Below are 15,563 nucleotides of genomic sequence, written 5' to 3' on the forward strand. Positions count from 1 at the left end.
CGGGCTGATCACCACTCGGACTTTCGCATCCATGATAAGACTGCCACAGTTAGCGCTTCAGACTTGGATGGCGCGTGATAGATGCAAGAATGGCGATATGGCTGAACCCGCAACCAACTACGCCCAGACGTGGCTGGTAATTCCTCTGTACAACGAAGCTGAAGTGATCAGCGACGTGGTAAAGAACGCCAAGAAGTCGTTTGCCAACATCGTTTGTGTGGACGATGGTTCCACAGATGATTCAGTTCGAGAAGCAAGACGGGCGGGAGCAATCGTAGTTCAACATCCGTTTAATCTTGGACAGGGAGCGGCACTACAAACGGGCATCGACTTCGCCCTAAGGCAACCGAACATGCAGTATCTGCTCACTTTTGATGCAGACGGTCAGCACCGGGTTGAGGACGCCACCGCAATGGTCGATCAGGCCATAGCTCAAGACCTTGCGATGGTGTTCGGAACACGTTTTCGCGACGGTGCCTCGCCCGTAGGTTGGTCGAAGAAGGCTGTTCTAAAGACAGCCGCCGCAGTTACTCGCTGGAAAACCGGCTTAGATCTGACCGACGCTCACAACGGTCTGCGTCTACTTAGGCGGGACGCAGCAGAGCGGATCGACCTGAAACAGAATCGCATGGCCCATGCTTCTGAGATCGTCGGTCAACTAGCCGCAACCGACCTTCCTTGGGCGGAGCGCCCGGTGACCATCGACTACACCGAGTATTCCAAGGCAAAGGGACAGTCACTTCTAAACTCCGTCAATATCCTGGTCGACCTGGTGATGAGGTGAGCATGAAGTGAACTATTGGCTGATTAAGGGGATCCTCATCATTTCGTTGATGGTCCTCATGTACTTTCTGTTCCGCCCTGCTAGGTCTGATTCATCGTTGGCGCTTCGTCGCATCGGAATGTTCCTAATAATGGTGGCGGCAGTGTTCGCCATCATTTTTCCGGGACTGTTCAACAGATTCGCACAGTCCATCGGTGTTATGTCCGGCACCAATCTGCTGGTCTATATGCTCGTCATCGTCATTCTTGCCCAGATGGCTTCTTCATACAGAAAAGACATGGCGTCCCAGCAGAAACTCACTACCCTGGCTCGGAAAATTGCCCTGATGGAAGAAGAAAACAGCGGCGCTGAACCCCGGAACCTAGGGAATCTGCCTGATGAGTCCGGCGTCGAAGGTAACCCCGGACCATACAAACCCCAGGATGGGGAATAAGTCCCTTCAAACCCATCTGAACCTGAATGTTTCCTGAGAACTCGTCGCTAGTCACGCGATTTTGGCCACGGACGGACACCTTGGCTGCCATAGAGCCGTAGGATTTGCACTGATGAGCAAGAACCAGAACCTGAACCCGTCGCAGATTCCGCCGGCACATTCGGCCACTTCCATGCGCTCCACGCGATGGATCGCAATGCTACTGGCTGGCGTACTTGGAGTTGCACTGTTCGCTGGCACCGCTGGCGCCATCCTTTACAACGACATCACTGGAACCGTGAAGGGATCAGTGATTGATACTTCGCACCTGAACGCAACCGCTCAAAGCGAAGAACAGAGTGAGGCAGACGCTGGGCCGATCGATAGTTTTGAGGGTCGCCCGGTAAATCTTCTGGTGATGGGCACGGACGCAAGGGTCGGACAGCGCGACATCGTCAACCCGGAAGACACCGACGAGAGCATGCGTGCTGACACCACACTCATAGTCCACCTCTCGGCTGATCGACAGTCTGCGACCGTGGTTTCAATTCCTCGTGACATCTGGATGCTCATCCCCGAGTGTCAGCTTTCAGACGGTTCGGTTAGCTATGAGCAATGGGGACAGTTCAACTGGGCTTTCTTCTTCGGCTCGGGAGGAGGAACCGACTCCGATGCAATGGCGGGAGCGATTGCATGTACCGAGAAAACCGTTGAGGACATGACGGGAATCAACTTTGACGGTTACGCCGTATTTGACTTCAATGGTTTCGCGTCGATGATTGAGGCGCTCGGCGGGGTCGAGATTTGTCTAGACGAGGAACTCTATGACCCGGATTATCTGGCCATGGCATTCCCCGCGGGTTGCAACGTTATGGACGGAATAACTGCAACTCAGTTCGCCCGCGTCCGTCATGTTGGCGACGGATCTGATATGCAGCGTATTCAGCGCCAACAAAACATGATCGGCGCGATCGTGAAGAAGGCACTGAACACCAGCATGCTTACCAACATGCCGAGCCTCTATCAGTTCCTAACGGCGACACTGAATAATGCTGTCATCTCGCCGTCCCTGGCTAATATCAACTCCAGCCTCGGTCTGGTTTCGTCCCTTAAGGGCATTGACCCGGCCAATATTCGATTCGTGACGATGCCTGTACTCACTGCCGACTTCAACATGTATCGCAATGTTCCAAAAGAGCCTCTCGACTCCGAGCTGTGGGCCTCTCTGATCAACGGCACCGACCTACCTCCAGGAATTGTCTACCAGAACATGGACGGCGAATACTTCACCGTGGGTGAAAACGGAGAGAGCATTCCGGGAGGGAGCCCTCGCACAGACGACGAAATCGGGGGCATTCCGGGCTGGGACGCCTATCGGTATGACGAATACATCGGCGGCAACGGTACCTCGTTCGCCGTCCCGACATGGGGCGACTCCACCAACTGATCCGCTCCCCCAGCAGGGTTCAGAAGTATATGAGACACCCTGACAAATGAGCGGAGAAGACACGCCCACGTTGAGTACGGTTATACCCGATGACTAGCACCCCTCCGCCGTCTTACCAGCCGCGAGAACAACGCCCAAGACCTTCGATGCCTGGCAGCATGCCACCGCCATCGAATTCCCCCTCGCCCGAGATGCCTCCTGTGGCTTCGCCTCCACGCAGATCGGTAGTGTCGGAGATCCCTGGTGATCCTGCTGTGATGCCGCCGGCTTATGCGCCCGCACGCGGACGGGGGACGAGTTCTCCCTCAAGCTCATCGCCCGAGCCATCTCGCTCAAATATCCATGCACCTCGCGCCACGCGTCCGACTCAGGGGCGAGTCCAGAGTTCACTACCGCGAAATGGCCCACCGGCCCGTAAGCGAGCTAGGCCCGGCCGTGGCAAACGAATCGCCTTGGTTACGCTACCCCTGCTACTAATCGCCATTATCGCGTGGCCTCTGTGGCTCATTCACCATGTGGATGCGTCCATGAACCGTGTGGAAGCACTGTCGGGGGCCGCGAATACCCCGGGAACAACTTATCTGTTCGCTGGCTCAGACTCCCGTGACGGATGGAACGAGGACGATCCCACCGAGGGCGGGCGCTCAGACTCAATGATTCTTGTACACAAAGCCGCGAACGGTCAGACCGCGATGGTTTCACTTCCTCGGGACACATACATCGATATTCCATACGTGGGTTGGAACAAGCTCAACGCCGCGTTTTCACTTGGGGGCCCTGAACTGGCCGTCGAGACAGTGGAGCAAATGACCGGTCTTACCGTAGACCACTACGTCGAGATTGGGATGTCCGGTGTCGGGGAAATCGTGGACGCACTCGGCGGCGTTAACCTCTGCTGGGACCAAGACGTCTCTGACGAGTATTCCGGTATGGAATGGACCGCTGGGTGCCACGATGTGAACGGTACGGAAGCCCTAGCCTTCGCACGGATGCGCTATGCCGACCCACTGGGAGACGTGGGACGAACGATGAGGCAACGACAGATACTCGGCGCGGTTTCGGACAAGGCACTTTCCTGGAAGACTCTGGTCAATCCTGTAAAGCAACTTGAATTGGGAGACGCGGCAGCCGACGCGCTGACGGTCGACCACAAGACGAAGATTTGGAACGTTGGATTCCTATTGCTGGCAATGAGGTCAGCATCGGCCGATGGCCTCACGGGAGCACCGCCGATGTGGGACTACAACGCGATGATGGACGTAGGGTCGGTGATGCTATTGGACGAGGACCTCGCGCCCGTTTTCTTCCAAAAGTTGGCCGCCGGCACTCTTGCACCAGAGGACTTCGACCAACCACTGTGACCTTCGAAGCACAGTAGGTAACCGAAAGCCCCGATCAGTCACCACCTCCGGCGGTGCTTTTCGGGGCTTCGGTCCAACAGAGGCTACCCTTCCGCTGGAACCTTCACCGGGTTCGGACCCGCCTGTCGCGCGTCCCACGCCGACTGAAGGATCTCGGGCAGACCGAGCTCGGCCTTCCACCCAAGAGACTCCTCGATCGCGCTACAGTCCGCAGTCAGCGCCGCTGGGTCGCCCTCACGACGCGGCCCGACCTTCACCGGGAAATCCCACCCGGATATCTCACGCAACCCGTCGATTACCTCGTACACCGACGATCCTTTACCGGTCCCCACATTCAACGGCACGTTCTTCACGCTCCCCTCACGCAGCGCGTCCAGCGCTACCAGGTGCGCCTTGGCAAGGTCCATAACATGCACGTAGTCACGAATGCATGTTCCATCGGCCGTCGGATAGTCATCCCCGAAGACAATCGGCTCTGCTCCCTTGGAGATGGCCTCAAGCACAATAGGCACCAGATTCATGGTCGCGGTGTCCGCCAGATCAATCCATCCGGTCCCCGCAGCGTTGAAGTAACGCAGCGCCAGATAGTTAAGTCCCCAGCCGATGTTGCCATCGTTCAACATCTGCTCGCCGATCCACTTGGTGCGCCCATATGGGTTGATCGGGTTCTTCGGCACATCCTCACTTATCACTTCCAGATCGGGCATGCCATAGACGGCCGCGGATGAAGAAAAAACGATATCTCGCACCCCCGAGTCATACATGGCACGCATCAGGTTTGCCAGTCCCCCGATGTTCTGTTTGTAATAGAACGAGGGGCGCTTAACCGACTCTCCTACCTGTTTCTTCGCAGCGAAGTGAATCACCGCGTCGACGTCTTCATCAATCATCGTCTGCGACAAGACATCCAGTGCCGCGTCCGAGGAAAGATCAACCTGTACCAGCGTTGCATCCCCAATCCGCGACTCATCGCCGCTTGAAAGATCATCAACAACGACGACCCTCTCACCGCGCTCTTGCAGTAGTCGTACCACGTGGGAGCCGATGTATCCGGCGCCTCCAGTAACCAGTGTGCTCATGCGTCAATCCTATCTTTCTACAACCTGTTCGCCCTGCGGCCGACCGACATGAGCGGGGCCTGTGGCATCACGATATTGGGGTCAAAGTTTGAGGGAATCGCAGAAAGCGACAAGGTGAACACGGGCGGCGAATTCTTTGTTAACTCCAGCCTCGCCCCCATGCCCTGAGCCAGGTCCTTGGCCAGAGCTAATCCGATTCCCGACGAGCCGTGCTCGGAGTAGCCCATCTCGAAGACTTCCTCGGCCACGTCTGGGCTGATTCCCTCGCCCTCGTCGGAGACGTCAATCAGGACCGCACGAGAGGAACCACTACGACGTGACCGCACCACTGTCGCCCCCGCGCCGTATCGGAGCGAGTTCTCAATAAGAATGGCGAGGATCTGTGTCAGCTTTCCCTCTTCCGCCAGAACCAGTTGTGCAGCTTCATCCTGGAAAACCAGGCTACGTCCCGCCGCACTAAACTGTCCCTCCCACTCCTCAAGCTCGTTGTTGAACACCTCAAGGAGTTGTACCACCTCGGTCTCGCTACCCGCGCGGCGAGCGGAGTCAAGAAGGTCGTTGACCACTGTGGTCAACCGCTCTACCTGACCCAAGCATGCCTCCGCCTCCTCCTGAACCTCCGGTTCCTTAGAGATGTACTGGATTTCCTCCAGTCGCATCGATAGTGCGGTTAGTGGAGTCCGAAGCTGGTGTGATGCGTCAGCCGAACGCTGTCTCTCAGCGGCAAGCCTGCGGGCCATTCGCTCGCCAGTTCGAACCAGCTCCTCTTGGACCAGGTCAATCTCCTCAATGCCCGAGGGCTTGACCTGGGCACGAACCTGACCCGAGCCAATTTGTTCGGCCTGTGCTGCAAGATAGATAAGCGGCGCTGACAGACGCCGAGACATGTTGCGGGCCAGAACCCACGCTAAAAGAAGGGAAACCGCGACACCGGTCAACAGCATCACTTCCAAAAAGACTATCTTCTGGATAGTTGGGATTGCGGAAACCTCAACTTCGACTGTTGCTCCGGCCAACGAACGGTATTTACCAGAAAGCGACGGTCCTACGGGCGCCGAGTTTGCCACCAGGTAGTACTTGCCAGGAATCGTAACTACGATGCGGGCTTCGGGCTCGCCGCCCTGAGCATCCGCCCACTGGGCCACAATGGACTGGGTGACATACAGGTCATCTGAGAGGCGCCTGTCAACCGAGCGAGCAACAGTGACAGCCCTAGTGTCTACCTTCGCCTGGTCACTTTCCCAGACGAATCTACCCCCCAGTATCGCTGCCGGGATTCCGAGAATTAAGACAACGACAATGACTGCGGAGAGGATCATGCGCGTGGCTCGACGACGCATTACTCACCCCCTCAGGAGAGACCTGACGGTTCTAGAGCTCGAAACGGAACCCCAGACCTCGAACAGTGCTGATGTAGCGCGGATCAGAAGCGCTGTCACCCAGCTTTCGACGCAACCAAGACACGTGCATGTCGAGGGTCTTTGTCGAACCTTGCGGATCCTGCCCCCAGACCTCACGCATCAGCTCTTCACGAGGAACCATCTGCCCGGCTTGTTTCACCAGCACCTTCAGAAGGTCAAACTCGCGGGCGGTTAGCGAAAGCTCGCGATCTCCAACAAACGCGCGGTGAGCAGGAACATCAATAACGACATCCTGGGCGCGAAGCTCCGTGTCTCCCGCCTCTCCGTGGCCGCGACGCAGTAGGGCACGAATCCGTGCGAGCAACTCGGCCAGGCGGAACGGCTTAGTTACGTAGTCGTCAGCCCCAGCGTCAAGGCCGATAACCATGTCGGCCTCATCGGTACGCGCGGTCAGAATCAAAATGGGCATTTCCAGGCCGCGCTGTCGAATCTCGCGTGCAACGTCTAGGCCATCCATGTCTGGAAGACCAAGATCCAGTACAACCAGATCCGCACCCTCAACCTCATTTAGAGCACTACGGGCGGTCCCGTGGTTTCTTACCTCATATCCCTCACGCCCAAACGCGCGCGCCAAAGGTTCAGAGATTGCCGGGTCATCCTCAACGAGCAGTACTTTCGTCATGCCTTCAACTTACCTTTCTTGACGCTCCGTTGCACAACGCTTTACAAAGCTTGACACGATTCTTCATTCAGATTAGCGAGCTTCTAGGGGAAACTGAGACTCATCTCTTACTCGGCTCTTGTTCAGAGATCAGGAAAGGGGAGACCTTCCCGAATCCGTGTAGTTCCACCGAGGGAAAGTCGTCGACTCGGTACTCAAACCTGAGGGGGGACGAGGCGATAGCCGCAGCGGTCGGTGCGTCAGTTAAGACACTGCCCGTCGGAGCAACATCTACCAGTCGTGCTGCCAAGTTCACAGGGGGCCCGAAGACGTCACCTGAGCGAGAAAAGACATCGCCAAGAATCAGCGACGCTCGCACGGGAAGCAAGTCTTCGGCTTCATCAAGAGCTTTTATCAGGCTGGTAACCACTTTGAGTCCAGTATCGAGTTCATCAGCAATGAAAAAGACCGAGTCGCCGATCATCTTCACCACCCGTCCACCGTTCGCGGTCACTACTGAACGACACAGGTACTCAAACCTCTCGACCAATCCGACCATCTGACCGCCCAGCAGAGACGAAGTAGCTGTGTAGGACTCCATGTCGACGAAGCCGAGTGCTCGGGAAAGTGGAAAACGACGCTTGGAGTGGTTGACATCCCTGGTTGCCACCTCGTGTGTAACCCGCTCAATCAACGCATACATCTGCCTGCGCCATGCATAGATCATCTGCGACTCAAGAGCATCGGCGACATCCTTCATTTCGTCGATGGCGACGACTCGTGCCGATGAATCGTCCAGATCGTATCTACGCTCTGCGTCCTCGACCAAGGCTTCAAGTTCCCAGAGCGATAGGCGATCCGCGAGATGAGACTGGGCCCTGGTTAGCGCGGCCGATGTTGATGAGGAAACCCCGGCCGCCCTGAGCGTTTCCCACCAGTACTGAAGCGCATGCAAATCCCACTCGGTGAACTGTTTATCGTCGGGGTCTCCCAAGGGGAATCCCATCTCAAGCCAATAACTCTCGATTGCCTCGACATTCGTCCCCATCTCCCGCGCCATGTCATTGGCGGACATCGTGGGTTCCCCGCCCAGAAAAATCTGTCGGTACCGATCGAGAGTTCTAGAGGCTCTATGCAACTCCGTCTCGGTTTCGGGCGCACTCGATCGGGCTGGCGCTTCCGCAGCGCCCTTCGACGCAGTCTTGCGTGCTGAGTTTGAGGAATTTGTGGCAGAGGTCACTGGATTACTGTATATCTTTGGGTTCGTTTAGACCAGAAGGCTCGCATGCGTTCCAAGTAATATCCTGCTCCTATGACTACCCATCCCATTTCGTCACGACTTGATAAAGCTACACCCGTAGACCTGCAAGACCCGCACAGGCACAGCGAGAAGCGCGCGCCGGGCACAGTTCGAGACGGCATCAGCCGATGAGTCAGATCGTGACTGAGCCGAAGGAGCGGCCTCGCCCCCGGTTGATTCTGGCTTCGAAATCGCCCGCGCGTAGGGCAACTCTGTTGGCTGCGGGAGTGGATCCGATAGTGCGAGTATCGGGGGTTGACGAGGAGGCGGTAGTCGCTGAGCTTCAAAGCGCGCGGGACGGTGAAGCAAGCCCGGCAGAGATCGTGTGCGCGCAAGCCGCAGCCAAGGCTCTTGAGGTGGCGGGCGACTTTGTTGGCGAGCTAAACGACGCGAACGGCAACACGGCTGAGACTTGCGCTCTCAGTCAGGTGAATGGTTCCACTGCCGCGGCAGGTGATATCTGCCGAATGGGCAACTCTCCTACCGAAGCCAGCAACATATACCCACCGAATCCAGATGCCGCCGAGGTCAGCGAGATCTACCTGGTGATTGGGTGTGATTCGATGCTTGAGATAGGCGGCCGCATGGTTGGGAAACCGCTGACTCCCGAGGTAGCTCGCGAACGTATCCGCGAGATGCGGGGAACCGATGGAACTTTGTGGACCGGGCATTCCCTCGTCCCCATCAGAGCGGTCAATGGAGAGTGGGTGGTGGACTCTCCCCTGACGCAGGCTGCGTCGACCACAGTTCACTTTGGGCAGATTACGGACCCAGAAATAGACGCATACGTCGCAACGGGAGAGCCATTGGAGGTGGCAGGTTCGTTTACGATCGACGCCCTCGGCGGCCCGTTCGTGGAAGGGGTGACCGGCGACCCTCACGCGGTTGTCGGCATCTCGCTTCCGCTACTGAAAAAGCTGACGGACAAGGCCGGAGTTTTCTGGCCCGATTTCTGGACGAATGACTGAGGGAGTCTCAGCGTCTGGAGCGTTTTCACGCCGACAAGTCGCAGTCTCGGATTGTCGGGAAGCCGCACCCTCTGGGACAAAGATCGTTCCCGAGGTCTGCCGCCTGCTCCGAAGACGTGTCGCGCTCCGGGAGCTAGAGGGTAGTTCCACTCGGTAACAGGATTGATTTACCGCCCCTACCAAGCGCCTCAACGTGCCCGGTGATCGAGTTTCGTCGGAACAGCACGTTCGATGCTCCAGAAAGCCTCGAAGCGTCAATCATCCACGGATCGATAAATGACCCTCGGTTGCCGGGGACCACACCGCCACCCGGCATCAGGGAAACTTTGGTGTTCGCGGTAATGAATAGACCCGCTTCGACCACGCAGTCGTCTCCCAGTGGGATTCCCAGTCCAGAGTTGGACCCAAGTACACACCTCTCACCGATCCGAACTTTCTGGTCGGCGGCCCCTGCCACGCGTCCCATCGTGGAGGCGCCCCCGCCCACGTGGGAATTCGCACCCACCGTGACACCCTGAGCTAGGCGTCCCTCAATGGTGGCAGCTCCGACTGCGCCGGCGTTGTAGTTCACGAAGCCGGCGTGCATCACGATAGTTCCCGGAGCCAGGTACGCCCCGAGCCGAACGCGAGCAGCCGAAGCAATACGAACATCCGTCGGCACCACGTAGTTGACCATCGCCGGAAACTTGTCGACGCCGGTAAGAGTTACCGGGTGACCATACGCGGCACGAAGCCGGTAACGGGTGTCCTCAAAATCCTCGACCGCGCACGGGCCAGCCGAGGTCCACGCGACTATCGGTAGCCGCGAGCGGATCCCGTCTAGATTTACGGTGCCCGGTCGAACCAGACGATGTGAGAGCAGGTGCAGACGTAGGTAGGCGTCTGCCGTGGACGCGGGTTGATCCCTTAGGTCAGAGACACATTGAACCACAGAGGTGTGAACAGCCCTAGCGTCATCTCTGCGCTCTAGAGCACTTAGGCGTTCGAGCATGGCCGGGTCGCCTTCCTTGGGTTTGTCACCCAAGTGAGGCTGCGGATACCAGACATCGAGGGTCCGTCCGCTCTCTGTTACTGTCGCCAGTCCAATGCCCCACGCCGTCATGTCATCCATGAACTCCACACTACCTAACCTGCCATTGCCTTGGTGAGCGATGCCAACTCAACGATGTTTGATTTCAGCGCATCTGTGGACACCTAGTCACCTGACGCCAAAGGTGTCACAGCCCATCCGCGTGCCGGACCCCGGGCGCACAGTAATCGATCCCGTCGAGACTGGATGCACCGGCGTGTTCGGGCATCGATCCGCATGCCGTCTGGAAGAACGGCTGATTCCGGAAAAGAGGAACTACTCCACTCGGCGCGAGCGTGCCCTGAGCGGCGTGTAATCGCGCTCGACTGCACCCTGGTATACCTGACGCGGACGCCCAATACGGGTGTTTGGATCTTCGATCATTTCACGGTACTGCGCGATCCATCCGGGAAGGCGCCCCAAGGCAAACAGTGGAGTGAACATCTTGTTCGGGAAGCCCATTGCCGAATAGATGAGGCCTGTGTAGAAATCGACGTTCGGGTAAAGCTTACGTTCGATGAAATAGTCATCATGTAGCGCAATGTCTTCGAGTTCCATTGCGATGTCGAGCTTTTGGTCCCTCTTACCAAGGCGTGAGAGCACGTCGTGAGCGCTTTCCTTGACCAGGGCTGCACGAGGGTCGTAGCTCTTATATACGCGGTGACCGAAGCCCATTAGGCGAACGCCCTCTTCCTTGTTCTTGACCTTGTCCACGTAATCCTGCACCGACGCGCCGGACTGGGCGATCTGGTTCAGCATCTTCAATACTGCCTCGTTCGCCCCGCCATGGAGTGGACCAGAAAGCGCGCCAACACCTGAGGCGACCGACGCATACAGGTTCGCATCCGAGGATCCGACCAGACGAACAGTCGAGGTCGAACAGTTCTGCTCGTGGTCCGCATGAAGAATCAGAAGCATGTCGAGGGCGCGAACCAAAGACGGGTCGATGTCATAAGACTGATAGGGCATGCCGAAAGTCATTCGGATGAAATCTTCGGTGTATCCGCGCTGCGAGTCGGGGTAAAGAAGGGGGAGACCAGCGGCCCTCTTTTGGATGTAGCTAATCATCGTCGGCATTTTGGCGATGAGAAGCACCAGGGCTTCATCGAGTTGATCCGGGTCATGGGGATCAAGCGTGTTCTCGTAGTAGGTGGCGAGTCCAGCCACACCCGCTTGGAGGATTGCCATGGGGTGCCCGTCGGCGGGGAAAGCCGTGAAGAAGGCCTTGAAATCCTCGTGTAGCAGACGGTGGGCTTGGATGCGACGGATGAAAGACTCAAGCTGAGAAGCCGTGGGAAGCTCACCGTAAATCAGTAGCCAAGCGACCTCAAGGAAAGAAGAGTTGCGGGCCAACTGCTCGATTGGATAGCCACGGTAGCGGAGAATGCCTGCGCCGCCGTCAATGTACGTTACCTCGGAAGTGCAGGCGGCAGTGTTGCCGAAGCCGTAGTCGAGTGTGACGTCACCGGTTGAGGCGAGAACCTTTCCAATGTTTAGACCGTCCGAGCCAACCGAGGCGGGGACGCGGGGCATCGGAACCTCGGTCTCGCCAACCTCGAACACGCCATCCGGTCTCGTCGGTTTGGCCTGTTCAGTGGTGGTCTCTTTGGTCTGAGCCTCGGTGTCTGCCATCTGACTACTCCTTGCGGCGGGATTGAGGGGCGGCGCTTTAACTAGACGTCAGCGTCAGCTCGCAAATATGCAACTTGCCTACCTGAGCACAATACCTACATTTGTCACTGACCGCACAGCCGATTTGAAGAACGGCCCTAGGACCTTAGTCACCGATAAGTCTGCTATCGGACAAGGACACCTGGGGAGACCGTCGAGTCAGATGGATCGAACAGGCTCCACCTGGGGTCCGCTATAGACGGTCAGCGAACCTCAGTTCTCATCCGAGTCAGCTGCGAAGCGACCGTTGCAGCGCCTCATTTCCCTACCCCAACACAGGTTCCGGCCCTAAGTAGCAGACTCGAGGGTCCACCGCGGCTACTCGGCGTTAATGTCTGCCGGCAACGCCTCAACCAGCGGATGATCGAAATCAAGGACGCCAGTCTTTGCGGCACCGCCTGGCGAGCCTATCTTCTCAAAGAAATCGACATTGGCCTGGTAGTAGTCGGCCCATTGCTCCGGGAGGTCATCCTCGTAGAAGATTGCTTCCACGGGGCATACTGGCTCGCAAGCGCCGCAATCCACGCATTCTTCTGGATGGATATAGAGCATCCGTCCGCCCTCGTAGATGCAATCCACCGGGCATTCGTCCACGCAAGCCCGGTCCTTAATGTCGACGCAAGGCTCTGCGATTATGTAGGTCATCTCGCCTCCTGATCTGACACCAATTAAACCGCTGTGGACCGGGAAGGTAAACCCGCTGGGTGCGGGGTGCCTCACCATCGGGACGAACAGGTCATCTAGACGAGGGAATGCCGAAGTGGTCGCCCTTCCGAAGAGACCCGGTAGAAACCCGCAGCCCGGGCCACTCCTCGATCAACGCGCATTTCTTGTGCGCAGAAGAGGGAAATAGTCCGGCTTATGACAACACCCGACAGAAGTCCCCGGCTATATGGGATTCGCGAACCCAACTGGACTCATTGAGTGCGCGTAGATTAAGACATCACACCAAGCCTCGCTGCTTCCCGAATAGACTGCTATTAGTTGGTCCCGTGAACACTCGGCACCCGAAGACATCGAACCAGAAAGAAGACCCGCATGTGCACCAGATTCTTAGTCTCCTCTGGAGGGGATCCCGGCAAGGGAATCGTGTCCGTTGGTCGAACCATGGATTGGTGGGAAGACACCGCGACCGTACTCGCTTTGAGACCTCGAGGAACGAAGCGCTCCAGTTCACCCAGTTATCCAGGTGGGTTCGACTGGACGTCTGAGTACGGATCGGTTGTCGCCCTCATGTACGGCAAGTTAGCCGTCGATGGCCTAAACGAGAAGGGCTTCCAGGTCAGTGCGTTGTATCTGACCGAGGCCGACTATGGTGAGAGGGATCCGCAGCGTCCCGGGATTGAGCTGGGACTGGTGGTCCAGTGCTTGCTGGATAGGTTCCAGAAAGTCACTGACGCCGTCGAGTGGCTTGTGCAAAGCAAGATTCAGATCATCCCATTGATGATCGGTGAGAAGCCGGGAACCGGACACCTAGCTTTGGCCGATGCCACCGGAGACTCCGCGGTCGTCGAATATCTTGATGGCAAGATCGTCGTTCATGAGGGACCGGCCTACACCGTGATGGCCAACTCCCCCGTCTACAGCGAGCAGCTCGAACTGCTTAGCCGCTATGAGGGACTCGGCGGTGACCAGCCCCTCCCCGGCGGAGTCAGTTCAACTGACCGATTCGCCCGCGCAGCCTACTACTCTCGGCATCTGCCAGAAACCAATGACGTGGAGCTGTTTGCCGCCCAGGTATTCAGCGTTGCCCGCAACGCATCAGCACCATTTGGAGTCATTGATGTGGCTCGCCCGTACGTCTCAACGACCCGCTGGCGCACCGTTTCTGACCTAACTAACTTGATTTACTTCTTTGAGGAGACCACCAGACCGAACGTGGTTTGGATTCGACTTAAGGCACTTGATTTTGAGCCCGGTCCAGAGCAGATCCTGAATCTCGACGCCGAGAGCATCCGAGACGAACCCTCTGGTGACGTCAGCGGACTGTTCAAAGTCCGCTGATCTAGCCCAAGCAGAGCGGCCCCACGCATAGCGGGCGGCGAGACAATCACCCGGCGAGCCGATGCACCCATGCGAGCGGCCTTGCTAGGCGACCCGTCGGTGCGCTCGGGAGCGGAACGCAGATTCAGGAGGCGTTAGATTTCTTCCTTCGACCGAACTTCTCCTTTAGACGTTGCCACAGGTTCTTCTTCTGGGACGTTGTTTCCGTGGTCCCCTCAAACTCGTCCCATGAAGCGCCCTTCAGCACCACCCGATAGAGGTTTATCGTCGTGACGATGAAGATCATCGTCACCGGCCCGAAGACAATGCCGGGGAACCCGAACATTGAGAGGCCCGCAAACACCGCCAACAACATAAGTGCGGGTTGGAGATAGGCGTTCCGTGGGACCAGAACAGGGCGCAACACATTATCCGCGTTCGAGGTAATGAGAACATGAAAGAGCACCACGAATATTCCGCCAACGATGTTTCCACTGAGTGCCATACCAATGCCTAATGGGATGGTTACGATCCCCGCGCCCAGCGGAATGATTGAGAGTACGGTCAAGAAGATCAGGAACATGAAGAATCCCTGATGAATTCCCCCGATGTATATTGAAATCGCCGCGAGAGTTCCCTGTACCGCCGCGATGACGAACTGACCTCCCACCGTCGCCTTGACCATAGAACCGATTTTTGAGAGGTATATGTCAGTGACCTCGGGGTCCAGGGGACTCAGATCTTTCACCAGAACGACGATCTTGTCGCCGCTTCCAAGTAGCGCGATGAACACGTAGAGAAAAATGATCGAAGCCGTGACAACACCGGCGATGCCGCCGACTGAACTCTTGGCGAGGTTGAGGGCAAATTCCCCCATATTAGTGGCGAAACTCGAGATAGCAGACTGGATTTTTTCAGGCGTTAGCTCAATGTCTACGTAAGGGATACGGTCAAGCGCCTGGTTGACCGTATCCAAGATGCGCTGACCGAGTTGACCCATGTCAGTCTTAGACACCCAAGCACTGACGGTGTCAACCATCTGCTTAATCTGGATACCTGCCATCGTGAGAATGCCGCCCACGGGAACGACGACAATTGCCAACGCTGAAAGCAGTGTAAGAACGGAAGCGACCCCTGCATTCAGCCGATTCTTGAGCCGTAGGAAGAGGGGTCGGAACAGGTACGCAAGCACCGCCGCGAGCGCGATTAGCTCCAGATACTCCCGAAGAAAGTACGCACCGAAACAAAGTACGATCACTGTCATTACCGCGAGCGTACGTTTCTGGTTCGCAGTGAATCGCTCGAGTGCAGACTTCTGTTCGTCAGGCGTGCTCGTGCTCAACGCGTCGTGGTCCGAGCTCTCACCGGCTTGTGGCGCAGGATTCTCACTTTTCATTTGCTCAGCATACTCACACTCTGGCATTCTGCGACTAGCCAGATTTTAAACGAGGTGCACCACACTCCCGC

General features: G+C 57.2%; 14 protein-coding genes. 6 read left to right on the forward strand and 8 right to left on the reverse strand.

Going from position 1 to position 15,563, the window contains the following annotated elements; genetic code table 11:
• Positions 1-97: 97 nt before the first annotated feature.
• From U6G28_00700 to U6G28_00715, 4 genes are all read left to right on the forward strand, one after another.
• On the forward strand, positions 98-784 hold the full coding sequence (locus tag U6G28_00700) for a glycosyltransferase family 2 protein (protein WRS30248.1): 687 nt from the start codon (positions 98-100) through the stop codon (positions 782-784).
• 7 nt (positions 785-791) lie between these two features.
• Entirely contained in the window at positions 792-1,217 is a 426-nt protein-coding gene (locus U6G28_00705) for a DUF2304 domain-containing protein (GenBank protein ID WRS30249.1), read from the forward strand.
• A gap of 112 nt (positions 1,218-1,329) precedes the next feature.
• Complete coding sequence (locus U6G28_00710; protein WRS30250.1) at positions 1,330-2,643, forward strand: LCP family protein; 1,314 nt, start codon at positions 1,330-1,332, stop codon at positions 2,641-2,643.
• A 452-nt stretch (positions 2,644-3,095) separates the two neighbouring features.
• Positions 3,096-4,004 (forward strand): LCP family protein, encoded by a 909-nt coding sequence (locus U6G28_00715; protein WRS30251.1) that lies wholly within the window; start codon positions 3,096-3,098, stop codon positions 4,002-4,004.
• A gap of 83 nt (positions 4,005-4,087) precedes the next feature.
• Here the strand turns inward: U6G28_00715 and galE are convergent, their stop codons facing one another.
• From galE to U6G28_00735, 4 genes are all read right to left on the reverse strand, one after another.
• On the reverse strand, positions 4,088-5,083 hold the full coding sequence (galE, locus tag U6G28_00720; protein ID WRS30252.1) for a UDP-glucose 4-epimerase GalE: 996 nt from the start codon (positions 5,081-5,083) through the stop codon (positions 4,088-4,090).
• 17 nt (positions 5,084-5,100) lie between these two features.
• The gene (locus tag U6G28_00725) at positions 5,101-6,423 is read right to left on the reverse strand and encodes an ATP-binding protein (protein ID WRS30253.1); all 1,323 of its coding nucleotides are present in this window, start codon (positions 6,421-6,423) and stop codon (positions 5,101-5,103) included.
• A gap of 31 nt (positions 6,424-6,454) precedes the next feature.
• Complete coding sequence (locus U6G28_00730) at positions 6,455-7,126, reverse strand: response regulator transcription factor (GenBank protein WRS30254.1); 672 nt, start codon at positions 7,124-7,126, stop codon at positions 6,455-6,457.
• 100 nt (positions 7,127-7,226) lie between these two features.
• Positions 7,227-8,180, reverse strand: a complete 954-nt coding sequence (locus U6G28_00735; GenBank protein ID WRS30255.1) for an adenylate/guanylate cyclase domain-containing protein — start codon at positions 8,178-8,180, stop codon at positions 7,227-7,229.
• Positions 8,181-8,545: 365 nt separating this feature from the next.
• Between U6G28_00735 and U6G28_00740 the strand changes: the two genes are divergently transcribed.
• The gene (locus tag U6G28_00740; protein ID WRS30256.1) at positions 8,546-9,373 is read left to right on the forward strand and encodes a nucleoside triphosphate pyrophosphatase; all 828 of its coding nucleotides are present in this window, start codon (positions 8,546-8,548) and stop codon (positions 9,371-9,373) included.
• Positions 9,374-9,506: 133 nt separating this feature from the next.
• Here U6G28_00740 and U6G28_00745 read toward each other — a convergent pair whose 3' ends face one another.
• From U6G28_00745 to fdxA, 3 genes are all read right to left on the reverse strand, one after another.
• Complete coding sequence (locus U6G28_00745) at positions 9,507-10,484, reverse strand: DapH/DapD/GlmU-related protein (GenBank protein WRS30257.1); 978 nt, start codon at positions 10,482-10,484, stop codon at positions 9,507-9,509.
• 234 nt (positions 10,485-10,718) lie between these two features.
• Positions 10,719-12,074 (reverse strand): citrate synthase, encoded by a 1,356-nt coding sequence (locus U6G28_00750; protein WRS30258.1) that lies wholly within the window; start codon positions 12,072-12,074, stop codon positions 10,719-10,721.
• Between the two features lie 357 nt (positions 12,075-12,431).
• The gene (gene fdxA, locus U6G28_00755; protein ID WRS30259.1) at positions 12,432-12,758 is read right to left on the reverse strand and encodes a ferredoxin; all 327 of its coding nucleotides are present in this window, start codon (positions 12,756-12,758) and stop codon (positions 12,432-12,434) included.
• Between the two features lie 393 nt (positions 12,759-13,151).
• Here fdxA and U6G28_00760 point away from each other — a divergent pair, with 393 nt between their 5' ends.
• On the forward strand, positions 13,152-14,117 hold the full coding sequence (locus tag U6G28_00760) for a linear amide C-N hydrolase (protein WRS30260.1): 966 nt from the start codon (positions 13,152-13,154) through the stop codon (positions 14,115-14,117).
• Positions 14,118-14,241: 124 nt separating this feature from the next.
• Here the strand turns inward: U6G28_00760 and U6G28_00765 are convergent, their stop codons facing one another.
• A complete protein-coding gene (locus tag U6G28_00765; GenBank protein ID WRS30261.1) occupies positions 14,242-15,492 on the reverse strand; it encodes an AI-2E family transporter in 1,251 nt (416 codons plus the stop codon).
• Between the last annotated feature and the right edge of the window lie 71 nt (positions 15,493-15,563).

Source organism: Actinomycetaceae bacterium MB13-C1-2, from assembly GCA_035621235.1.
In the GTDB taxonomy this organism is placed as follows: Bacteria; Actinomycetota; Actinomycetes; order Actinomycetales; family Actinomycetaceae; genus Scrofimicrobium.